Source organism: uncultured Thermosynechococcus sp., assembly GCF_937958135.1.
Taxonomy (GTDB): domain Bacteria; phylum Cyanobacteriota; class Cyanobacteriia; order Thermosynechococcales; family Thermosynechococcaceae; genus Thermosynechococcus.
On sequence record NZ_CALGOG010000072.1, the window covers coordinates 1 to 20,244 of the forward strand.

23 protein-coding genes and 1 tRNA gene are annotated in these 20,244 nt (G+C 54.1%); 11 read left to right on the forward strand and 13 right to left on the reverse strand.

Annotated features, from left to right (window positions below; all coding sequences use genetic code 11):
* Window positions 1-205: 205 nt before the first annotated feature.
* A complete protein-coding gene (locus Q0711_RS08850; protein ID WP_298614174.1) occupies window positions 206-832 on the forward strand; it encodes a hypothetical protein in 627 nt (208 codons plus the stop codon).
* Window positions 833-1,051: 219 nt separating this feature from the next.
* On the opposite strand, the gene Q0711_RS08855 is transcribed toward Q0711_RS08850, so the two are convergent.
* The 5 genes from Q0711_RS08855 to rsmH all read right to left on the reverse strand — a co-directional run bounded on the left by Q0711_RS08855 (window position 1,052) and on the right by rsmH (window position 4,884).
* Window positions 1,052-1,124: transfer RNA gene (locus Q0711_RS08855), tRNA-Ala, on the reverse strand.
* A 10-nt stretch (window positions 1,125-1,134) separates the two neighbouring features.
* A complete protein-coding gene (gene psbP / locus Q0711_RS08860; protein WP_298614172.1) occupies window positions 1,135-1,686 on the reverse strand; it encodes a photosystem II reaction center PsbP in 552 nt (183 codons plus the stop codon).
* A gap of 24 nt (window positions 1,687-1,710) precedes the next feature.
* Window positions 1,711-3,477 carry a penicillin-binding protein 2 gene (locus tag Q0711_RS08865; RefSeq protein WP_298614170.1) on the reverse strand — a complete coding sequence of 589 codons (1,767 nt, stop codon included), beginning with the start codon at window positions 3,475-3,477 and terminating at the stop codon, window positions 1,711-1,713.
* 5 nt (window positions 3,478-3,482) lie between these two features.
* Window positions 3,483-3,923, reverse strand: a complete 441-nt coding sequence (locus Q0711_RS08870) for a hypothetical protein (RefSeq protein ID WP_298614168.1) — start codon at window positions 3,921-3,923, stop codon at window positions 3,483-3,485.
* Window positions 3,924-4,011: 88 nt separating this feature from the next.
* Window positions 4,012-4,884 carry a 16S rRNA (cytosine(1402)-N(4))-methyltransferase RsmH gene (gene rsmH, locus Q0711_RS08875; protein ID WP_298614165.1) on the reverse strand — a complete coding sequence of 291 codons (873 nt, stop codon included), beginning with the start codon at window positions 4,882-4,884 and terminating at the stop codon, window positions 4,012-4,014.
* A gap of 59 nt (window positions 4,885-4,943) precedes the next feature.
* Between rsmH and Q0711_RS08880 the strand changes: the two genes are divergently transcribed.
* The 5 genes from Q0711_RS08880 to Q0711_RS08900 are packed head-to-tail and all read left to right on the forward strand — an operon-like array spanning window position 4,944 to window position 8,187.
* Window positions 4,944-5,489, forward strand: coding sequence for an Npun_F5560 family protein (locus Q0711_RS08880; protein ID WP_298614163.1), 546 nt, complete (start codon window positions 4,944-4,946; stop codon window positions 5,487-5,489).
* 18 nt (window positions 5,490-5,507) lie between these two features.
* The gene (locus Q0711_RS08885; RefSeq protein ID WP_299042319.1) at window positions 5,508-5,819 is read left to right on the forward strand and encodes a nucleotidyltransferase domain-containing protein; all 312 of its coding nucleotides are present in this window, start codon (window positions 5,508-5,510) and stop codon (window positions 5,817-5,819) included.
* Entirely contained in the window at window positions 5,795-6,196 is a 402-nt protein-coding gene (locus Q0711_RS08890) for an HI0074 family nucleotidyltransferase substrate-binding subunit (RefSeq protein WP_298614159.1), read from the forward strand. Before Q0711_RS08885 ends, Q0711_RS08890 begins: the two co-directional genes overlap by 25 nt.
* The gene (locus Q0711_RS08895; protein WP_298977573.1) at window positions 6,193-6,831 is read left to right on the forward strand and encodes a hypothetical protein; all 639 of its coding nucleotides are present in this window, start codon (window positions 6,193-6,195) and stop codon (window positions 6,829-6,831) included. Before Q0711_RS08890 ends, Q0711_RS08895 begins: the two co-directional genes overlap by 4 nt.
* Window positions 6,832-6,858: 27 nt before the next feature.
* Complete coding sequence (locus Q0711_RS08900) at window positions 6,859-8,187, forward strand: OB-fold nucleic acid binding domain-containing protein (protein WP_298614155.1); 1,329 nt, start codon at window positions 6,859-6,861, stop codon at window positions 8,185-8,187.
* Here Q0711_RS08900 and Q0711_RS08905 read toward each other — a convergent pair.
* Window positions 8,184-9,434: a SufS family cysteine desulfurase gene (locus tag Q0711_RS08905; RefSeq protein ID WP_298614153.1), complete on the reverse strand. Its 1,251-nt coding sequence runs from the start codon at window positions 9,432-9,434 to the stop codon at window positions 8,184-8,186. The two genes, Q0711_RS08900 and Q0711_RS08905, sit on opposite strands and share 4 nt — an antisense overlap.
* A 294-nt stretch (window positions 9,435-9,728) precedes the next feature.
* Here Q0711_RS08905 and Q0711_RS08910 point away from each other — a divergent pair, with 294 nt between their 5' ends.
* Entirely contained in the window at window positions 9,729-10,967 is a 1,239-nt protein-coding gene (locus tag Q0711_RS08910) for a DUF4912 domain-containing protein (RefSeq protein ID WP_298614151.1), read from the forward strand.
* Window positions 10,968-11,023: 56 nt separating this feature from the next.
* On the opposite strand, the gene Q0711_RS08915 is transcribed toward Q0711_RS08910, so the two are convergent.
* Both Q0711_RS08915 and Q0711_RS08920 read right to left on the reverse strand, forming a co-directional pair.
* Window positions 11,024-11,899 (reverse strand): alpha/beta hydrolase, encoded by an 876-nt coding sequence (locus Q0711_RS08915; RefSeq protein WP_298614150.1) that lies wholly within the window; start codon window positions 11,897-11,899, stop codon window positions 11,024-11,026.
* Window positions 11,900-12,032: 133 nt separating this feature from the next.
* Window positions 12,033-12,353, reverse strand: a complete 321-nt coding sequence (locus Q0711_RS08920; RefSeq protein WP_298614148.1) for a DUF1815 family protein — start codon at window positions 12,351-12,353, stop codon at window positions 12,033-12,035.
* A gap of 342 nt (window positions 12,354-12,695) precedes the next feature.
* On the opposite strand from Q0711_RS08920, the gene Q0711_RS08925 reads away from it, so the two are divergent.
* The gene (locus Q0711_RS08925) at window positions 12,696-13,136 is read left to right on the forward strand and encodes an NUDIX hydrolase (RefSeq protein ID WP_298614146.1); all 441 of its coding nucleotides are present in this window, start codon (window positions 12,696-12,698) and stop codon (window positions 13,134-13,136) included.
* On the opposite strand, the gene Q0711_RS08930 is transcribed toward Q0711_RS08925, so the two are convergent.
* The 5 genes from Q0711_RS08930 to Q0711_RS08950 all read right to left on the reverse strand — a co-directional run bounded on the left by Q0711_RS08930 (window position 13,133) and on the right by Q0711_RS08950 (window position 16,042).
* Window positions 13,133-13,885 (reverse strand): metal ABC transporter ATP-binding protein, encoded by a 753-nt coding sequence (locus Q0711_RS08930; protein ID WP_298614144.1) that lies wholly within the window; start codon window positions 13,883-13,885, stop codon window positions 13,133-13,135. The two genes, Q0711_RS08925 and Q0711_RS08930, sit on opposite strands and share 4 nt — an antisense overlap.
* Window positions 13,846-14,916 (reverse strand): metal ABC transporter substrate-binding protein, encoded by a 1,071-nt coding sequence (locus tag Q0711_RS08935; protein ID WP_298614142.1) that lies wholly within the window; start codon window positions 14,914-14,916, stop codon window positions 13,846-13,848. The genes Q0711_RS08930 and Q0711_RS08935 overlap by 40 nt, the downstream gene beginning before the upstream one ends.
* A 120-nt stretch (window positions 14,917-15,036) precedes the next feature.
* Window positions 15,037-15,252, reverse strand: coding sequence for a 30S ribosomal protein S18 (gene rpsR, locus Q0711_RS08940; RefSeq protein ID WP_298614140.1), 216 nt, complete (start codon window positions 15,250-15,252; stop codon window positions 15,037-15,039).
* A gap of 23 nt (window positions 15,253-15,275) precedes the next feature.
* A complete protein-coding gene (rpmG, locus tag Q0711_RS08945; RefSeq protein ID WP_298614138.1) occupies window positions 15,276-15,470 on the reverse strand; it encodes a 50S ribosomal protein L33 in 195 nt (64 codons plus the stop codon).
* Between the two features lie 35 nt (window positions 15,471-15,505).
* Window positions 15,506-16,042, reverse strand: a complete 537-nt coding sequence (locus tag Q0711_RS08950; RefSeq protein WP_298614136.1) for an RDD family protein — start codon at window positions 16,040-16,042, stop codon at window positions 15,506-15,508.
* A gap of 88 nt (window positions 16,043-16,130) precedes the next feature.
* Between Q0711_RS08950 and Q0711_RS08955 the strand changes: the two genes are divergently transcribed.
* The 3 genes from Q0711_RS08955 to dnaE form a co-directional block, all read left to right on the forward strand.
* Complete coding sequence (locus tag Q0711_RS08955; protein ID WP_299042323.1) at window positions 16,131-17,867, forward strand: NFACT RNA binding domain-containing protein; 1,737 nt, start codon at window positions 16,131-16,133, stop codon at window positions 17,865-17,867.
* Window positions 17,868-17,941: 74 nt separating this feature from the next.
* Window positions 17,942-18,400, forward strand: coding sequence for a photosystem II protein PsbQ (gene psbQ, locus Q0711_RS08960; RefSeq protein WP_298614132.1), 459 nt, complete (start codon window positions 17,942-17,944; stop codon window positions 18,398-18,400).
* A 35-nt stretch (window positions 18,401-18,435) separates the two neighbouring features.
* A partial coding sequence (dnaE, locus tag Q0711_RS08965; RefSeq protein WP_299042326.1) for a DNA polymerase III subunit alpha occupies window positions 18,436-20,244 on the forward strand: 1,809 nt, incomplete at its 3' end.

Here is a 20,244-nt window from a genome sequence, read left to right on the forward strand (position 1 = left end):
TATCTTGGCTGATGGACGCTCTACGGCGAGTTCCGCCGGATGTGAAGCCTGTGGAGAGGAAGGCGCTGGCCGCTACCAGACGGTAGCAGCGAAACCGGCCTCGGTGAAGCAGGAAGCAAGCAGCCCCGTAGGGGTCTTAGCGAGTAATGGCTAGATTTGCATAGGTATTGCAGAACGGTGTAAGTTCCCTCATCACTCAAGGTAAATGAGAACGCTATCCCCTCCCAAGTTCAGTGGCCGATGGTTGAGTGCGGTGGGGGCGATCGCGCTATGGATGTTGCCTCCCCTCAAAACGGCTGCCAATACTCCCCCAGAAGAGTTACCACCGGCAGTTGCAGCGGCGATCGCGCTGCCGGTCAATGAAAAGCAGGTTGTGGTCAGCGAGCAACCCTCAGCAGTGGGCTTAACGGTACCCAGTCTGTGGTGGGCAGTGCAGCAGCTGGGTGACAAGGTCGTTCAAGGCTGGCAGGCCTTTCCAGCAAGAGGGACGCCAGGGGGTAGAATTGAAGCCTTTGTCTCCCCTTCTGCTTGGGGACGCCTGCCCTATTTACAGCGGTTTGCCTTGATTTACCAGTTGGGCAATGCCAGTCGTAGCTTTGGCTATCAGTTGATCCTGCGCAATCGCGTAGCGCGCCCTTGGGGCGATCGCCGACAGATCATTTACGGCGCCTACACCTGTCAATTTGATGCCCTACCCTTTGAATATCTGCCAGAAGTCACCGATGCCGCAGGCAACCCAATTCCGTTTTTCCCACCCAGTAGTGAACTCGCCTGTCAAGTTTGGGTCAATCCCAATATTCCCGTAATGTTTCCAACCCCAGGACTTCGCTAACATCAAAAAAATCATCGGGGACTTGCATCACCCCCTAGCCAAGATGACATAGGTGCTGCCCCCCTCAGGGAGCCAAGGATTGAAAGGGCTTGTCCACAGCCGCCCACAAATTGCCCCGTGGCTCCATTGCAACGAGTCCACCCCTCCTCGTTGGCTCAATACCTCTCGCCAAGGGGGACTTCAGCAGTTATGAATTGAAACAATAACGGCGTAAAGGTATGGAGAGTAGGGAACTCGAATCCCTGACCTTCGCGGTGCGATCGCGACGCTCTACCAACTGAGCTAACTCCCCAATTCTTCTTTTAATATACAGTAAACGAGGACACAATGGTCTTAAATTGGTCTTCCACCTTGGGCCAGCGCTCTTCTGGAGCTGACACACTCAAGGTATAGACCTTACCGCGGCTCACCACAATACTCGACAAATTGTGCCGCTGCTGAGCATTGTCCCTATCTCCCGGCAGGGTAACAGCATACTCCAGAATATAGTAGGTCTTATCATCAACCTTTTGGGAGCTAGCGGAAATTAGAGCAGAACTGCGCCCGCTTTCACCGGGGGCAATGATATTCCGCAGCAGGCGATCGCCCACCTCCTCCGGTGACCCCAATTCCTCAAGGGACTTTGTGCTCGACACAGGATTAACAACAACGCTGACGTTTTCAGTCGTCTCAATAATGTCGTGAAAGACCACATCCACCGGGTCTTCAACTTGTACCTGTACCCAGCCACGCGGGTAGAGAAATTGATAACCATCGTAGCTATCCACATAGGCCTGTAGTCCACTGGTGACCGAACAGCCCCCCAGCAAAACCGCAAGAATGGCCAACGCTGTGGCAAAAAATCGTTGAATCATACCGTCCTTTTGCGCTGTTTTTCCCTATTGTGACACCGAAGCGGGTGCAGCGACGTGCCGCAATTCCTCTGGATGGGAGGGGGGGATACCCTCAATCGTAATCAGGGATTCCGTAACTGCGCGCACAATGGGAATCGCCACCGTTGAGCCATAGGCATCATCCCCCTTGGGTTCATCCACCACCGCCAAAATCACGTACTGCGGCTGCTCTAGGGGAAAGACAGCAACAAAGCTGGTAATACGCAAATTGCCATAGGTACCGCCAATTGCCTTTTGCGCTGTCCCCGTTTTGCCCCCCAAGCGATAGCCGCGAATCTGAGCCGTCTTGCCGGTGCCAGAGCGCACAACTTCTCCGAGCATTTTGATCACCGCCTGACTGGTGCGCTGTGAAAAAACCCGCCGAGGGGGGCGTTGTTTAAGGCGTTTTTGCAGTTGGCCATTTTCATCGTAGAGGCCATCAATGACATGGGGAGTAACCATCTCCCCCCCATTGGCGATCGCCCCCAGCAGTTGCACTAGGTGCAGAGGCGTCAGGGAAAACCCTTGGCCAAAGGCCGTCGTTGCCGGTTCAATGGGGTAATTCATAAATTGCTCCGGCGGCTTTAATTGGGCAGCCGTTTCAAAGGGGAGATCACTGCCTACCTTCTCGGTCAGTCCCAAGCGATGCAAGTAGCGATAGTAGTGGCGGGCTGGAATGCGGCTCATCATGTGTACCATCGCCACATTGCTGGAGTAAGCCAAAACCTGCGGGATCGTCAGCGCCCCTCGCCCCCCGCGTTGACTGTAGTCATTATTTTGAATCGGCCAGCCACCGACAAAAATTCGCCCTTCGTCCGGCAGCACTGTCTCTGGAGTAATGGCATTGAGTTCAAGGGCGATCGCAACGTTGATGGGCTTAAAGGTTGATCCCGGCTCATAGAGATCCGACACCGCCCAGTTGCGAAACAGGGCTGGATCAGCACGATAGTAATAATTGGGATCGTAGGAAGGCTCTGAGACCAATGCTCGCAGTGCCCCAGTTTTCACCTCTAGGACAATCACCGTGCCCCGTTTGGCATTAAATTTGCGTAACTGCTGTTGCAGGGCTTGACGTGCCGTTTGTTGCAAACGACTATCAATCGTAAGGCGCACATGGTATCCCTGACTCAAAGCGCGTGGATCCACAGGGGCAAGGGCCGGCAACCACTGCCCCAGGGCAGTCATGGAGAGGAGCTGGCGGCTATGGGGAACCTGGAGAAATTCGTTTTGACTAAACTCAATTCCCGCTTGGCCTTGGTGCTCTCGATCCACATAGCCCACCACACCTGCCATCAACTCCTGCTGAGGATAAATACGCTGCCACGCTTGGTTGAGTTCTAGGCCATCGTAGTTGAGGGCACGAATTTTGGCAGCAGTGTCCTCGTCAATGTCGTAGGCTATGGGGACGCCCGTAGGATAGGTGCTGAATTTGGCCAACAGTTGCTCTGGAGATTGCTTAAGTAAAGGCCCTAGATCGCGGGCGATTGCTGATCGCTCCACTTTGAATTGAATCGGATGGGCAAAAAGGGTAAACACCGGCCGATCTAGGGCAACAACCGTCTCCCGGCGATCAGTAATTGGGTAGCGTGCCAAGGTTGGCGGGGTGTAGTGCCGTTGTTGTTGCTGTGCCCGTGCCGCCAAGGTTTCTGCCTGCACCACTTGCAAATAAACTAGGCGGGCAACCACGCTTCCCATCCCCAGGAGTAAAAAGCCAAAGATCAGGCCAACCCGCAAGGGTGGCAAGGATTGGTTTTGGGGGCGAGCCGTCGTCATACCGGTCAGTAATTGACAGTGCGCTGAGGTGGTGTCGTCACAGGTGGCCGCTCAAAATGTGTTTTGGCAGTAATCTTGCCCTCCTTGGGCACAAAAAGAATATGTTGCGGCGTTTGGGGCACAAGGCCTTGGGGAGCCTGTTGCACTTGCTGCGTCACCCGATAGCGCAGGGTTTCATTGCTCACGAGTAGCTCTCGCTCTTGCCGTTTTAGGGTTTCCAAGCGGTCATAGGCTCGACTCCACTGCTGCTCACAGAGGGCTGACCAACCATAGAGAGGAAGGACAGCCACGAGGGCACCGGTGGCCGCCACCCCGGAAACCCATTGAATCCCCAGCAAAGTTTTCTGCCAAAGGGGCATCTGTGGCTTGGGGAGTGGCCGAATTTCCGTCAGCGTTGGCGATGATTGGGGAATCAATCGGGATTTGAATTTAGGGGCAGCAACCATAGACTCCAGCACTCCTCAGCAATTTATTACCCTAAAAGATTAGGACCCACTGTAAAGATACCCATAAATAAACCATCATTCGGACAATTCATGCAGAAGTACGCGCTGCAATTCGCAGCTTTGCTGATCGCGATCGCGGGTTGAGGGCAACTTCCGCTGCATCGGCCACAATGGGTTTACGAGTCACGACCTCCAAGAGGGGATGGGCACGCCACGCCTGCTTTACGCGGCGATCCTCTAAGCTATGGAAGCTAATAACGGCAATGCGTCCTGCGGGCTTTAACCAGTGGGGCGATCGCGCCAAAAATTGGTCAAGCACCGCTAGCTCTTGGTTCACATAGATCCGCAAAGCCTGAAAAACCCGCGTGGCGGGATGAATGCGTTGCCGGGGAGAAGCCCTGAGGCAGTGGGCAACCAACCGTGCCAGTTCTCGGGTGCTATGGAGGGGGCGCTGGGCAACAATCTGGCGAGCAATGCGGCGGGCAAAGCGTTCTTCTCCATACTCATAGAAAATATCCGCCAGTTCTTGCTCACTGTAGTGGTTGATGACCGTTGCGGCTGTCAAAGGGTTATGGGGATTCATGCGCATATCGAGGGGGGCATCAAAGCGAAAACTAAAGCCCCGCTCTGGGCGATCCAACTGGGCAGAACTGACTCCCAAATCGGCGAGAATGCCATCAAACATCGGTTCAGCCACAACCAGATCGGCAAAGTTGCCTTGCCAAAACTGGACGCGATCCCCAAAAGGAGCAAGGAACTCCTGAGCCGCTGCTAAGGCCATCGGGTCCTGATCAATTGCCAGTACGCGACAGGTCGGCTCCGCCCGTAATAAAAGTGCCGTGTGTCCACCCCCTCCTACCGTTGCATCCAGGTACAGCCCCCCGGCCTTGGGTTGGAGAGCCGCAAGGACTGCGGTTGCCAGCACCGGTTGATGGTAGGTGGAAAATGCCAAATCTTGCATGAGCGGATCAGAAGCAGCGTAGAATTTGCCACAGCACAGTCCCTTGGAGAGTCGCCGCCGTGAACGATACTTCCTTCAACTTAGCCGACGAACTGCTGATACGGGATCAACTCGTGCAGCAACTCTCAGAGGAACTCTATCAACTCATGGTGCAGCATCCTGAGTTATTTGTGCGTTTTTACCAAGCTCGCAAAGCCGAGGCCGCCAATGCCGAAGCCCTGAAGTTGCTGCAAGCACAGGTGCAGCAGGTGGAAGCACAAATCACGGCCTATCAGGAGCAGATTCTGGCCTACCAGCAGCAGGCACAAAGCCGCGAAGCGCAAATGAATGACTTGAAAGCTCAAGTGATTGAATTGAGCGATCGCAACCAGATGCTAGAGCGCGTCATTCAAGAAATGCCCGAAGTCTATCGGCAAAAATTCAGCGAGCGGCTCGGTCAAGTTAAACTTAAGATTGAAAACCTTGAAAAAGAAAACGCCCAACTGCGTGCCGAACTGCGGAATCTGCAAACCCTCTTGGCCGCCCAAGCCCGCCAGCAACAACAGCAGGGATTACCTCCACTACAACCTGCCCGCGTTGGCTTGATTCCCAGCTTTAATATCTAGGTAAACAGGAATCAAAACGTGACCGCTGCCAACGAAGATCTGCGGGAACTCAAAAAAATACTAGAAGACTTTTTTACAGGGCTTCCCGTCAAGGTCTATTTATTCGGCTCAGCCGCCCGTGGTACTCTCCGCCAAAGCTCTGACTTAGATGTGGGGATTTTGCCTCTTGCACCACTGCCCGTGGGGCTGTTGAGTGAGTTGCGGGAGCACCTAGAGATGTCTAATTTGATCTATCCAGTCGAGGTTGTGGATTTATCAGAAGTGTCTGCCGACTTTCGATCGCGAGTGATTGCAGAGGGAATTGAGTGGATCGGCTCAGGGAACGATTAGTAGTTGCCCAAAAAGCGCTGGCTACTTTGCAAGAACTGCCGTTGGGTGAGCGCACAGATACGATTATTCGTGATGCTGCAATTCAGCGATTTGAATACACCCTAGAAGCAGTCTGGAAAGTAGCACAGCTATATCTACGGGAACGCGAAGGATTAGACATCGCCTCACCGAAGGGAGTAATCCGTGCTTGCTTGGCCGTTGGCTTACTTACTCCAGAGGAAGGCCGTTTAGCGCTAAAAATGGTAGACGATCGCAACTTGACCGTCCACACCTACAATGAGACCTTGGCAGATGCGATTTTCTCGCGGCTAGCCCAGCACGCCATGCTGATGGATCGCTGGTTGGCTGCCCTCGCAGCAGGAGGATTGGAGGATTGAAAATACGGATTTGGTGTGCGGCACAGGCAAGGGAAGCCGAACTATCTGCGGATCAAGTGGTGACCCAAGTGGTACCCCTGCTGCAACAGTGTCAGGACAGTGCCGAGATTGCCGTCTGTCCCCTCGATGCCCCGATCGCGATCGCTCCCCAACCGCAGATCCTGGACTATAGCCTCACCCATTGGGCACCCTTGGCGCCTGACCTTTGGCAGCAGTGTCAATCCTTAACTGCCTTGGTCTCCCGGTGGGGGATACAAACTGGCACAGGGGGTCTCTACCAGTTACCACTGGCGCAAACGGCAAAAGGGACGCTCTTTGGCGAAATTATTGGCTGTATTGAAGGGACATGGCAGTTACCAATCCATGCCAGCGATCGCCAGCGACAAACCCTCTATGCCCTCGGACGACGACTTCTAGATCAGTTGCAAGCACCTGTAGGCTGCTATTTTCTGCAATTTGACTGGCAAGGAGAAGTGATCTTTGAACGGCTGTGGCCTTTTCCAACGGTGGCCGCTCTGGCGAGTATTGGTGTGCAAACTCCCGATTGGTTGACGGCTCACTACCGGTGTTTAAGGGGGATACCATTGCGGGATCTGCGCATTCCTGCTCGCGACACCGTACGACGATTAGAATAGAGAGCGCAGTGTTGGGACACCTGAAACGTGAAGATAGTTGGCCGGTCCCTAGTGGGTTGGCAAGCGGTCTATGATATTGGTTTAGCCGGCGATCACAATTTTCTCTTGGCCAATGGAGCGATCGCCGCCAACTGCTTTAACAAGTCTCACTCCACAGCCTACGGCTATGTGACATACCAAACCGCCTTTCTCAAGGCCAACTTTCCTGTTGAGTATATGGCGGCGCTGCTGACGGCCAACAGTGGCGACCAAGACAAGGTACAGCGCTATATTGCCACCTGCCTCAGCATGGGGATTGAGGTGCTGCCCCCCGATGTGAATCGCTCGGATATTGACTTTACGCCGGTGGGGGACAAAATTCTTTTTGGTCTGTCAGCAGTGCGCAATGTCGGTCAGGGACTGATTGAGGCCATTTTACAGGCACGGGCAAAAGGGGGTGCCTTTCAAAGTTTGGCGGATTTTTGTGAACGGATTCTGGATAGTCGCATTCTCAACCGCCGTGCCCTTGAATCCCTCATTGCCTGTGGTGCCATGGATAGTCTCCATCCCCGGCGCAACCGCAACCAACTGATGCAGGATTTACCTCTCGTCTTGGAGTGGGCGCAGGCACGTGCCAAAGATCGGGCGGTGGGGCAAGTGAATCTCTTCGATATGCTGGCAGGTGGCTCCAGCAATGAATCAGCGCCCAGTGCACCCCCGGTTGATGATTTACCGGATGCCGAAAAGCTTCGCCAAGAGAAAGAGCTGCTGGGATTTTATGTGTCGAACCATCCCCTTAAGGATATTCACCGACCCGCGGCCATGATTGCCCCCCTTAGCTTGGCGGATCTCGAACAGCCCACGAGTCAAGGGATGGTAAGTGTGATTGCCCTGCTGACGGGACTTAAGCCCATTACCACCAAGCGCGGCGAGCGGATGGCCATTGTCCAATTGGAAGACCTCACGGGTCAGGCAGAAGCAGTGGTTTTTCCTAAAACCTACGAGCGCATTCATGGACAATTGCAGCCCGATCGGCGGCTGTTGCTGTGGGGAACGCTGGAGATACGCGACGATCGCCCCCAACTGCTGATTGAAGATGCTGAACCCCTTGAAGAGGTGAAACTAGTGCTGGTGAATTTACCCGTGGAACAGGCAGGGGACCTTCAAGCCCAAAATCGCCTCTCGGAGGTGCTCAAACAACAGGCGGGAGAGATGCCCAAGGTGCCGGTGGTGGTCAAAGTAACCGATGGCTACCACACCCAGTATGTTCGCCTAGGGCCGCAATTTCGCGTTGAGGATGCCGATCGCGCCCGCCATGCCCTCACCAGTGCCGGTTTTCACGCCCAAGCCAGTGAACTCCTCAGCCTCAAGCTCTAGGCAAAGACATCCCTAAAGAAGTCAATCGCTTCCTTAAGGGCAGTAATAAACTGATCAATTTCAGTGCGGGTGTTGTAGAAATAGAGACTTGCCCGTGCCGTGGATTGAACCCCTAAATGGCGGTGCAAAGGCTGTGTGCAGTGATGTCCCGCTCGGATGGCAATCCCCGCCTGATCAAGAATGGTCGAGAGATCATGGGGGTGAACCCCCTCCACGGTAAAGCTGGCCAAGGCAGCGCGATCGCCCGACTTCGGGCCATACACCGTCACGCCGGGAAGCTCTTGGAGGCGTTCAAAGAGATAGGCCGTGAGTTCCTGTTCATAGGCATGGATGTGCTCCATCCCCCACCGGTTCAGGTAATCTACCGCTGCACCAAGGGCGATCGCCTCGGCAATAGCGGGCGTTCCCGCCTCAAACCTATGGGGAATATCGGCATAGGTGGCATGGTCGAGAAAGACATCGGCAATCATTTCGCCACCGCCCAAGAAGGGAGGCATTTGCCGCAGCAGCTCCGCACGTCCCCAGAGAAAACCAATCCCTGTGGGTGCACACATTTTATGACCGGAGGCCACAAGCCAATCACAGCCCAACTGTTGCACATCAACGGGAAGGTGAGGCACACTTTGGCAAGCATCCACCAGTACCCGCGCCCCCTTGGCATGGGCAAGGCGGACAATCTCCGGAATCGGGTTGAGGCACCCCAGCGTGTTGGAGACATGGGCGACCGCCACCAAGCGCGTGCGATCGCTCAAAAGGCTTTCGTAGTGGTTGAGATCAAACGTCTGCTCTGGGGTGAGTTCCACAAACTTGAGGCGAGCAGCGGTTTTCTGGGCAACAAACTGCCACGGAATCAAATTGCTGTGGTGCTCCATCACCGTCAGGATGATTTCATCCCCTTCCCGTAGGGTATTCATCCCCCAGCTATAGGCAACGAGGTTAATTGCCTCACTGGCATTGCGGGTATAGACAATCTCCTCGGAATGGGCAGCATTGACAAAACGCGCCACTTTCTCCCGTGCCCCCTCGTAAGCCGTGGTGGCCTCAGCACTGAGGGTGTGGACGCCCCGATGGACATTGGCGTTGTAGCGGCGGTAGTAGTCCTCAAGGGTATTGAGAACCGCCAAGGGCTTTTGGGAAGTGGCAGCATTGTCAAAATAAATCAAGGGGCGATCGTGTACCTGTCGCGCCAAAATCGGAAAGTCAGCACGGCAAAGGTCAGCGAGGGAGCGGCTCGGAGCGATTGTCATAACAGCAGGGTATCGGTTACGTCACGCGATTCTTAGAGAGAGTCCAAGAATACATCTTTAACTATACTCCCTTGCTCCCTAGGAAAGGCAGCGCCAACAGGGATTGCAAACTACTATCCTGATCTCCATGCCGAATAAATGTTATGAAACTCTAACATTTGATCCCCGCAAAGGGATAAACTGCGTATAAATTCCTAGGGGTATGCCGCGATTCCCTTGACGCCTCAAAGCTTTTTTGCCAAAGATCAAGGGCAAAGGATAGCCCTGTCATCAACCCACGATAAGGAGGCACCCATGCCGAAAGATCGCCCCCCTTTAGAAGAAATGACATTGCGGCAGTTACGGCGCGTGGCCAGTGAACTGCAAGTACCCCGTTATAGCCGTATGCGCAAAGATCAACTCCTCGCTGCTATCCGTGAAAAACAGGCACAAGCCAACGGAGCAACCACCACCATTTCTGTACAACCTGTCCCCTCTAGTCTGGAGTCGCAAGAAAAAGTGGAAGCAGCAAAGTTTGACCTTGGTCCTGCTCAAGAGGATATGCTTTTGGCCTCAGTGGATGAAGGCCTTGGGGATTTGCCCGGTGGCTATGGGGAAAGCCGCATTGTCTTGATGCCCCGCGATCCCCAGTGGGCCTACGCCTATTGGGATGTGCCCAACGAGCACCGCGAAGAACTGCGGCGGCAAGGGGGTCAGCAACTGGCTCTACGACTCTACGATGCCACCAATATCAACCTTGACAACCAAATTCCCCACAGTGTTCAGGAGTACCCCTGCGATGAGTTGGCGCGGGAGTGGTATCTACCGATTCCGGTGAGCGATCGCGACTATGTGGTGGAAATTGGTTACCGCTGCGCCGATGGCCGCTGGTTAGTCCTCGCCCGTTCTGCTGCCGTTCATATTCCTCCCACCTACCCCTCCGATTGGGTCTGGGATCAATTCATTACGGTGGATTGGGACATGGATCTGCGGGGCAAAACGGTCTTTGATCTGGGGGCACCCTTGGCCGGCGGCGGCGAACCCAATCCCATTTACGAAGGCATCTTTGCTATGGCCGAAGGGGCAGAAGCGCAGCGGGTGGCCGGTTCCCTGTTTGGCTCCATGCACCAAGTCCCCGGCTCCATCTCCCAGTTGCCGGCAATGGCCATCAGTTCCTACGTCTTCCCCTCTGGGGTTGGGCTATGGGCTGTGCCGACGGTTTCGGGGCTGACGATGTCGGGGGTTGGTTTCTCAGCTTCGGCAGCCCCCATTCGTCCGCGCAAATTCTGGCTGGTGGCCGACGCTGAACTCATTGTCTATGGGGCTACGGAGCCGGATGCCACCGTCACGATTGGTGGGCGCCCCATCAAACTCAATCCCGATGGCACATTCCGCTTCCAGATGTCCTTCCAAGATGGCCTCATTGACTTCCCGATCTTGGCAGTGGCAGCCGATGGCGAACAAACCCGCGCCATTCACATGAAGTTTACGCGGGAAACCCCCGAACGCCGCACCAATACCAAGGAAGAAGCGGTGCTGGAGTGGCTGGCCTAAGCTAGTTGGTTCAATGGATAAACTTCCTTCCCCCTGCCTAGCGGTGGGGGGATTTTTCATGCACGCAAAAAGGCAAGGAGTTCGCGATTCACTAGACCAGGGACTTCCTGTTGTGCCCAGTGGCCACAGTCGGGCAGGTATTTCAGCCGCCACGGCCCATGGAGCCATGCTTCGATACCATTGGCAAGACTGGGTTGGGCGAGGGGATCATCGGCGCCCCAGAGAATAAGGGTGGGACTCGTAATGGCCTCCGTGTGCTGTTGTAGTTGGTGCCACCACTGTTGGGGTGAAAAAAGATGGCGGTAACTTTTAAGAACGGCAGCGATCGCCCCCGCTTTTTCCAGAGCCGCTTGATAGAGTTGCACGGTTTCTGCTGAAAAAGCAGCCTTGCGGATGGAGTAGCGTTGAAAGAGATCCTGCAAAAAACTACGCAGGTTATGCCCTAGCCAGTACTCCGCCAAGCCGGGGATATGACAGGCCAAAAGTGGCCAGTTGCGCCAAAAATGCTGTAGCTGCTGCCAGAGTTCTAGTCCTACCCGGTAGGGGTGCGGGGTATTCAAGACCGCTAAATGCTGTACCCTCTGCGGAAAGCGTGCCGCTACGTGCCAAGCAATTAGGCCACCGCAATCATGGCCGACAATATGTGCTCGCTCATAGCCCAGTTCTTGGATCAGTGCCGTTACATCTTGGCTAAGGGTATCGAGATCATAGCCGTGGTCTGGTTTTTCGGAGTCATTGTAGCCCCGCAAATCGGGCACCACAACCTTGAAATGACGAGCTAGTACGGGAATTTGAAATCGCCAAGAGTACCAAAACTCTGGAAAGCCGTGCAACAAGATCACCAGATCACCGCTGCCTTGGGTGACATAGTGCAGGCGCACTTGGTTAACGCTGAGGTACTGGTGTTGCCAACTAAGGGAGTCTTCAGTCATCGAGGGTGGGGGTCAACGGAAGAGAGGTACCATTGAGAGGTGCTACTTCTAAGCTAGCACTGAGGCTCGATCTCCAGCACAATGCCGGGGAGGGCTTAAGGGGTTGCGGTATCCCTGTGTTGGGCGAGCGTCGTTACACCGTTGCTGGAACACAGGCTTCCTTAAGCAGATTGGCCAGTTCTTGGAGTTGGTTAATGGCCTCTGCCCCTTCCAGTTTCATGAGTTCGCGGTCATCGCGCATTTCAGTCCAAGTGATCCCATAGTCAGAGACCAGGAAGCGAATTAAGTGGTTGTCGGCCAAACTGACCATGAAGGAGGCACTGTTGAGTTCACCGCCACAGGTGTAGCAAGAGGCCATGTAGCCTCGATTTTCCAAGGCGATCGCTAGGGCTTGGAGATTGAGCACTAAGTCGCGAATAAACTGGCGGTGTTGTTCGGCTAAACGGTAAAACATAGGACAATGAACTCCACAAAAGAAATCAAGTGGTCAGAGAGCCCCAAGAGAAATATTAAGACAATCTTAAGAATGTACCACTATGTACCAATTTGTAAAATCTTATAAAAGGGATGTAAGAACGCAAAATTTGCTATAGGGGTGAGCAGTCTTGACTTTGCTTGAATCCAACGGCAACACACTCTAACAAATGCACTCTTGCGTCCGGTTCACCCTGGATTGCCGTGGTGATTGTTTTAGCTATGGCAACCTGCCACCTTCTTGAGGGGCTATGCTTTTCATTTTACTTTAAGATTTTCACTTTTAGGGTACTGTAGATCTAAAGACCTATTTTGCAAGACAATGCCAGCAACGACAATTGTTCCCGTTGCCCTTGCCATTCTCTACCAAGGCGATCGCGTGCTGATGCAACTGCGGGATGACAATCCCAATATTCTGTATCCCGGCCACTGGGGACTATTTGGCGGCCACCTTGAACCCGAAGAAGCTCCGATAGATGGTGTGCAGCGGGAAGTGTACGAGGAAATTGGCTACCACCCATCCCACCTGACCTTTTTTGGAGAGTACCACGATCCCCAAGTGCATCGCTATATTTTCACAGGCCCTTTAACCTGTGAACTGGAAACCTTAGTACTCAACGAAGGACAGGGCATGGACTGGGTACCCTATGATTCTGTGGTGGCGGGGGTTCACTACGCCAAATCCCTAGGGGAAGATCGCCCCTTGGGAAATATCCATCGGCGAATCCTGCTCGATTTCTTTAGGAGAGAATTGCAAGTTTAAGCAGCAAACTGTTGAAGCACCCGCTCAGGGGTTCCTAGCCCTTGGACAGAGCGATCTAGATACAAAACTTGATCACAGGTTGCCCTTACCCGCTCTAGGTGATGGGAAACCTGGAGAACCGCCCAACCTTCACTGGCTTTGAGGGTCTCCAATAGATCGTAGAACTGTTGCTCACTATGGAGATCCAAACCCGCGGGGGCTTCATCCAAAATCAAAAGACGACGGGGTTGCACTAAGCAATAGGCCAACAGGGCACGCTTGGTTTCACCACCCGAAAGGGAACTCATGGGTTGTGCCGCAAGATGCTCTAGGTGCAGACGCTGGAGACTTTCAAAGATGGCGCGATCGCGCTGCTTTCGGTACTGCCAAGGCCACTGCCATGTGGGTTGCCCCCAGCCCAACCCGACAAATTCCGCCACAGTGATGGGAATACGCGGATCACACTGAAAGTTTTGCGGTAAGTAGGCCACCTGCTGGCGCACATAGGGGAGGGTACGACGATACCTCATGCCGTGTCCCAAGAGGGTCACCCGTCCCTGCTGGTAGGGGATAATGCCAAGAATGGCTTGGATCAAGCTACTTTTGCCTGCACCATTGGGACCAATAACCGCCATGTTCATACGGGGCAACAGGGTAAAGGACACCCCTTCCACTGCCCAGCGATCGCCCCGCCGCACCCAGAGATTTTCCACCTCTAGTAGGTATTCACTCACAGCGCCGCCCCGACAGGCGCGTTCACCCGCATCCATGATCCCACCACAGCAATTGAGTCAGGACGACGATAGGCGCGCTGTTGCGCCCCAAAAGCCTCAGCCAGATTGCGAATATTTTGCTCCATAGTTTGCAGGAAGTAGGCAGGGGTGAGATCTGCTGCCGAGGGAGCACGCTCTAGGGGATCAAATACACTCACCCGCACCCCCAAATCCTTAGCTAGGCTCTCAAAGACCTGTTCCTGACCCGGTTCAGTCAGGAGCGTTTTTAGGTCACTTTGTTGTACCGCTTGCATCACCCGCTTCACATCGGCTGGGGACGGATTAACTGAAGGGATGCCCACAAGGTAAGTAGCCTTCAAGTTGTAGCTTTCAGCAAAGTAGGGAGCCACATCGTGGTAAACAACAAATGTTTTGCCGGCAAAGGGGGCGAGTTTTTCCCGTGCCAGTGCATCAAGCGCCTGTAATTTCCCAATAAAGGCTACACTGTTTTTCTCGTAAACTGTCGCCCCATCAGGATCAACGGCAATAAGACCATCGCGAATATTCTTCACTTGCTGTATGGCACGCTTGGGGTCGAGCCAGATGTGGGGATTGAATTTGCCGTGGCTGTGACCGCCGGGATCATGAGCGTGGTCGGACTGGTGATCATGATCGTGCTGTTCGCTGGCAATAGTCGCCACTCCCGCACTGGTATCAATAATCTTGAGGTCGGGGTTGGCAGCATTTTCAATGAGTTTATCTAGGAAGGTTTCCATCCCAAGGCCATTTTTAACCAAGACCCTTGCGCTGCTTAGACGTTGTACATCTTCAGGCCGCGCCTGAAAGTCATGCACTTCCCCGTTGGGGGGCAGGAGCTGCTCCACCTTAGCGCGATCGCCCGCAACTGCTTTCGTAAAAGCTGTAATGGGCAAGAAGGTGGTAACAATTGTCAGCTCAGGTTCTGGCTGGGTTACCTCTTGTGCCGTCTGTTGTTCCTGTGGTCGTTGGGCTTGGGGGGCACAGCTGCCTAAAAATACCCCAAGAATAACCAAAACTCCCCAAGGCTTCAGCGTAGCGCGAATGGGCATAGGCAGACAGGTGAATGATAACCATTCTCATATTTGCACACGAAGGAAGGGAGAGCAAGCAAAAATAAAGGGGCAAGCCTAGACTTCCCCCTCCTAAATACGCGTGGCGATCGCGAAGTCTTAGCCTTCCAGATTCAAGAAGGGCAAGAGCGCCATAATCCGTGCCCGCTTAATGGCGACTGCAAGCTGCCGCTGTTGTTTAGCCGTCAGACCCGTCACCCGCCGCGGCAGAATTTTACCCCGCTCCGTAATAAAGCGGCGGAGTAAATCCACGTCTTTGTAGTCAATGGGCTGGTTGGGGGGAATGGGAGAAACGCGGCGCCGATAAAATGTCATAGCCTTCCTCTAACTACTTGTAGTTATTTGATTTCTTTGTGAATGGTGTGCTTGTTGCAGTAGCGGCAGTACTTCCTGAGTTCTAACCGTCCTGGGGTGGTGCGGCGATTCTTCGTGGTGGTGTAGCGAGACACACCGGGCGATCGCTGCGCCGGATTTGTGCGACATTCCGTGCACTCTAGGGTAATAATAATTCTGGCGCCTTTTGCTTTAGCCATGGTTTTGCCTATTCATCCAGTGAGCCGATCTCTAATTATGGCAGATCTTTGCGGATTTTGCTCACCAGTTCGATGAGCTTGCGATCAAGGGCAAAGCCCCGCCGACAGCGATATACCTTTGTCCCCCCCAAGCGGTCGTGGAGCGTGCGGTGCTCTTCATCAATCCAAGCCAAGCTACAGTCCACGGCTAGGGGCAGTGCCAAGATCATGAAGGCCATACTAGGCCCTTGGGACTCCAAACCCGCCAATGCCAGTAGTGCCCCCACGCCAATCACCAGTTCTCGCTTGCTGAGAGAAAGGAGATCCGGAGTTCGCTGCCGCTGATCTAAAAGGCGCACATTCATCAGCCAATGGCCGGGGCTTTGCCCCTTATTACGATTGACCATTGCCACCCGCAGCAGCCACCACACCAAGGCAAACACAAAGAGCTGCCCCCACTGAATGGCGGCTCCCGGCCTGATACCGACAACACTCGTCAGCCAGATCAGGATAAAGTCAATGGTCGTGGCGATCGCCCGTCGCCAAGGCTGAGCCAGCGGCAGGGAAGGGGGATACTGACGGGAAAGTGCCATGACGAAAACGCGGTGGCAACAGGCCAGAGAGTAGCTAGACTAGTATAGCTTGATGCCGATTCCCTCAAAATGTTGCGGAGTTTAGACGGTGCAACCCGTTGACTTGACCACCTTGCGTGCTGTTTGTGCCGATCTCCAACATTGGCTACCGGCCCGGTTAGAAGCGGTTTATCAGCGCGATCGCTACACCATTGCCCTGGCTCTACGCACACTGAAAAAACAGGGTTGGTTAACCCTCAGTTGGCATCCTCAAGCGGCACGCATTGCCTTTGAACCACCGCCACCGCGCCAACCCGACACATTTACCTTTAGCCAGCAACTCCATGCCCAACTCAATCGCCTTGCCCTTGTGCGCGTGGGATTAGTCAACCCGTGGGAGCGAGTGGTGGTTTTAGAATTTGCCCCCCGTCCGCAGGAAGCAACGCAGTGGTATCTCTATGCCGAGATCATGGGCAAGTACAGCAACGTCATCCTAGTCAACGCAGAAGGCGAAATTGTAACCGCTGCCCACCAAGTCAAAGCCCAACAGTCGCGCGTCCGACCGATTTTAACCGGCCAACCCTACGTACCCCCACCCCCTCTAACGTCAGCACTGCCCAGTCGCAAAATTTCTTTTGAGCAGTGGCACCAGCAGGTGAGCCTGATTCCGGGACAATTGTGTCAGCAGCTCCTCAAGGCCTATCGAGGACTAAGTCCAGCCCTAGTACAGCAATTACTCGTGGATGCCGCATTGCCCCTAGAAAGTCGCACCACAGAACTAACTGCTGAAGAATGGCGACGGCTGTTTGATCATTGGCAACACTGGCTGGATTGCCTGGAGAGCGGGCATTTTGTCCCCCAATTCACACCAACAGGCTATCGCGTCATTCCGCCCCTAGGGAGTCAGCTGCAGCCAAGCCTCACCATCCATCAGCTCCTTGCCACCTATTACCAAGATCAACTGCGGCAGCAGCAAACACAGCAACTTCAGCAACAGTTACATCAAGCGGTACAGCACCAACGCCAGAAACTCCTAGCCAAGATTGAGGGCTTTCGGGAACGCTTGGCCGCGGCGGCCGGGGGCGATCGCCAGCGCTATCTTGCCGACCTACTGATGGCCCATGCCCATTTGTGGCAGCCCGGCGTAACCGAGCTGATTGTGATGGACTTTGTAACCCAAGAACGCCTCGCCATTGCCCTCTCTCCAGAAAAAAGCGCAATCCAGACGGCTCAAGAACTGTACAGGCAACAGCAAAAACTTAAACGCGCCCAACAGCACCTTAGCCCTCTCCTTGCGGCTGCGGAAAGTGAACTGGCCTATCTCGATCAAGTGGCGGCCACCCTTGCGACAGCCACATCCTTGGATGTCCTGGAGGAGATTCAGGCCGAACTGATTCAACAGGGATACTTGACAGCTCCTGATTACTACCGCCCCCCCACGACCCCCAGTCCTTACCTCCGCTACACGACACCCAGCGGCTTTACTGTGCTGGTAGGGCGCAACAACCGCCAAAATGAGGATCTGACGTTTCGGGTCGCCAGTCCCTACGACTGGTGGTTTCACACCCAAGAAATTCCCGGCAGCCATGTGATTCTCCGCCTTGAAGCAGGAGAGGTGCCCAGTGACAAAGATATTCAATACGCAGCGGATGTGGCAGCCTACCATAGCCAAGCCCGCGCCAGTGCCCAAGTCCCCGTGGTTTATACGCGCCGCAAGTATGTGCAAAAACCCAAGGGCGCCAATCCGGGCATGGTGATCTACACTCAAGCAACTGTAGTGTGGGGGCATCCGCTCAACGTTAGGGATTGCCCTACAGAGGCTCCTGGGGGAGGCGACCTATGCTAGGACGGGGGCGATCGCAACGGGATCGTGGCAGAATAGAACCGTATTTTAATGACACCCTTGACCGCTGAGGTTTTATGCTGCGCCTAAATCGAAACTCCCTAATTTCAATCCTATTAAGTGTTATTGCCCTTATTTTAGTTAGCTGTGGCGGCTCTAGTGCCACAACGCCACCGCCCCCCACCTATACTGAGCTGCAAATTACTCGCATTCAAGACTACCTAAGTGACATTGAGAAAAACGCCGAACGCTTTGCCGATTTAGAGGTCAGCGTAGCCAAGGGAGATTGGCAAGAGGCTCGCAATATTATGCGAGGACCCCTCGGCGAAATGTTGATGGACATGCGTGCTCTCAACCGCAACCTCTTGCCCAAGGATCAGGCCACACCGACGGCTTTGACCCGTGCCCTGACCGATGACTTTCTAAAGATTGATCAGGGGGCAGAGCTGGATAGCATTGCTGTGGCGCAGGAGGGCTTTCGAGAGGCCGAAGCGGACTTCAAAGCCTATCTCAACAGCTTGCCTGAGTTGTCCTAGTTTCCCGCCGTTCGCTGAGGGGATCTCCATTGCCCATGTCCTTTGTCGGTCTGCACATTCACAGTGATTACAGTCTCCTGGATGGGGCGAGTCAACTTCCCGACTTAGTGGCACGGGCAATGGAATTGGGAATGCCGGCGATCGCCCTGACGGATCACGGGGTAATGTATGGCGCAATTGAACTGCTAAAGTTATGCCGTGGCAAGCCCCTCAAGCCCATTATCGGCAATGAAATGTATGTGATTAACGGGGACATTACCAAGCAGGAGCGCAAGCCCCGTTATCATCAGGTGGTGTTGGCCAAAAACAAGCAGGGTTACCACAATCTCTGCAAGCTCACCACGATCTCCCATCTGCAGGGCTTCCAGGGCAAGGGGATTTTTGCCCGTCCCTGCATCAATAAAGAACTGTTAGCCCAGTACCGCGAGGGCCTGATTGTCACCAGTGCTTGTCTGGGGGGTGAGATTCCCCAAGCCATTTTGCAGGGCAAGCCCGATCTGGCGCGCCGTGTTGCCCGTTGGTACCAAGAGACCTTTGGCGACGATTTTTACCTAGAGATTCAAGACCACGGCAGTCAAGAGGATCGGGTGGTTAACGTTGAGCTGGTGCGCATTGGCCGCGAGTTGGGGATCAAAATTATTGCCACCAATGACTCCCACTTTATTTCCTGTCATGACGTTGAGGCCCACGATGCCCTGCTCTGTATCCAGACGAACAAGCTGCTCACCGATGACAAGCGGATGCGCTACAGCGGTACGGAGTACCTGAAATCCGCTGCTGAAATGGCGCGGCTGTTTCGAGATCACCTGCCCGATGAGGTGATTCAGGAGGCCTTGGCCAATACCCTCGAAGTGGCTGACAAGATTGAACCCTACAACCTCTTCCGTGACCCCCAAAGTCCGGCGTTTCCGGTGCCTGCGGGTCATACGGCGGATACCTATCTAGAGGAAGTAGCGTGGCAGGGTCTATTGGAGCGATTTCACCTCAGCGATCGCCAGCAGTTGGATGCCACCTATCGGCAGCGACTGGAATATGAATTAAAGATACTGCAACAGATGGGGTTCTCGAACTATTTTCTGGTGGTTTGGGACTACATCAAATATGCTCGTGAGCACAATATTCCCGTCGGACCGGGGCGGGGTTCAGCAGCGGGTTCCCTTGTAGCCTATGCCCTGCGGATTACCAACATTGATCCTGTACATCATGGCTTGCTGTTTGAGCGGTTTTTGAACCCTGAGCGCAAGTCCATGCCCGATATTGATACGGACTTTTGTTTTGACCGCCGCGAGGAAGTGATCCAGTACGTTACCCAAAAATACGGGAGCGATCGCGTGGCGCAGATCATTACCTTCAACCGTATGATTTCAAAGGCAGTGCTCAAGGATGTAGCGCGGGTACTGAATATTCGCTACAAACAAGCAGATGAAATGGCGAAGCTGGTTCCCGTGGTGCGGGGTAAACCGGTCAAATTAGCAGTGATGATCTCCGACGACACGCCTGCACCGGAGTTTAGGGAAAAGTACGAGAGTGATTCGTTGGTACGCCGTTGGATTGATATGGCAATGCGCCTTGAGGGCACCAACAAAACCTATGGCGTCCATGCAGCCGGCGTGGTGATTGCCTCAGAACCCTTGGATCAACTGGTGCCGCTGCAACGGAATAACGATGGTGCGGTGATTACCCAGTACTGCATGGAGGATCTCGAGTCCCTTGGCCTTTTGAAGATGGACTTTTTGGGTCTCAAGAATCTAACGATGATCCAAAAAACGCGGGAACTGATCCAGAAAAACCACGGCAAAACCCTTGATCTAGATGCCTTGCCTCTTGACGATGCCAAGACGTAT

Bases quoted from the DNA above. Each gene is read 5' to 3' on its own strand.
- rsmH (WP_298614165.1), bottom strand. From the start codon at position 4,884: ATGCAAGATTTGGCATTTTCCACCTACCATCAACCGGTGCTGGCAACC.
- Q0711_RS08870 (WP_298614168.1), bottom strand. From the start codon at position 3,923: ATGGTTGCTGCCCCTAAATTCAAATCCCGATTGATTCCCCAATCATCG.
- Q0711_RS08925 (WP_298614146.1), top strand. From the start codon at position 12,696: ATGCCAGCAACGACAATTGTTCCCGTTGCCCTTGCCATTCTCTACCAA.
- Q0711_RS08850 (WP_298614174.1), top strand. From the start codon at position 206: ATGAGAACGCTATCCCCTCCCAAGTTCAGTGGCCGATGGTTGAGTGCG.
- Q0711_RS08910 (WP_298614151.1), top strand. From the start codon at position 9,729: ATGCCGAAAGATCGCCCCCCTTTAGAAGAAATGACATTGCGGCAGTTA.
- psbQ (WP_298614132.1), top strand. From the start codon at position 17,942: ATGCTGCGCCTAAATCGAAACTCCCTAATTTCAATCCTATTAAGTGTT.
- psbP (WP_298614172.1), bottom strand. From the start codon at position 1,686: ATGATTCAACGATTTTTTGCCACAGCGTTGGCCATTCTTGCGGTTTTG.
- Q0711_RS08950 (WP_298614136.1), bottom strand. From the start codon at position 16,042: ATGGCACTTTCCCGTCAGTATCCCCCTTCCCTGCCGCTGGCTCAGCCT.
- Q0711_RS08865 (WP_298614170.1), bottom strand. From the start codon at position 3,477: ATGACGACGGCTCGCCCCCAAAACCAATCCTTGCCACCCTTGCGGGTT.
- Q0711_RS08905 (WP_298614153.1), bottom strand. From the start codon at position 9,434: ATGACAATCGCTCCGAGCCGCTCCCTCGCTGACCTTTGCCGTGCTGAC.
- Q0711_RS08920 (WP_298614148.1), bottom strand. From the start codon at position 12,353: ATGTTTTACCGTTTAGCCGAACAACACCGCCAGTTTATTCGCGACTTA.
- Q0711_RS08935 (WP_298614142.1), bottom strand. From the start codon at position 14,916: ATGCCCATTCGCGCTACGCTGAAGCCTTGGGGAGTTTTGGTTATTCTT.
- rpmG (WP_298614138.1), bottom strand. From the start codon at position 15,470: ATGGCTAAAGCAAAAGGCGCCAGAATTATTATTACCCTAGAGTGCACG.
- rpsR (WP_298614140.1), bottom strand. From the start codon at position 15,252: ATGACATTTTATCGGCGCCGCGTTTCTCCCATTCCCCCCAACCAGCCC.
- Q0711_RS08930 (WP_298614144.1), bottom strand. From the start codon at position 13,885: ATGGATGCGGGTGAACGCGCCTGTCGGGGCGGCGCTGTGAGTGAATAC.
- Q0711_RS08915 (WP_298614150.1), bottom strand. From the start codon at position 11,899: ATGACTGAAGACTCCCTTAGTTGGCAACACCAGTACCTCAGCGTTAAC.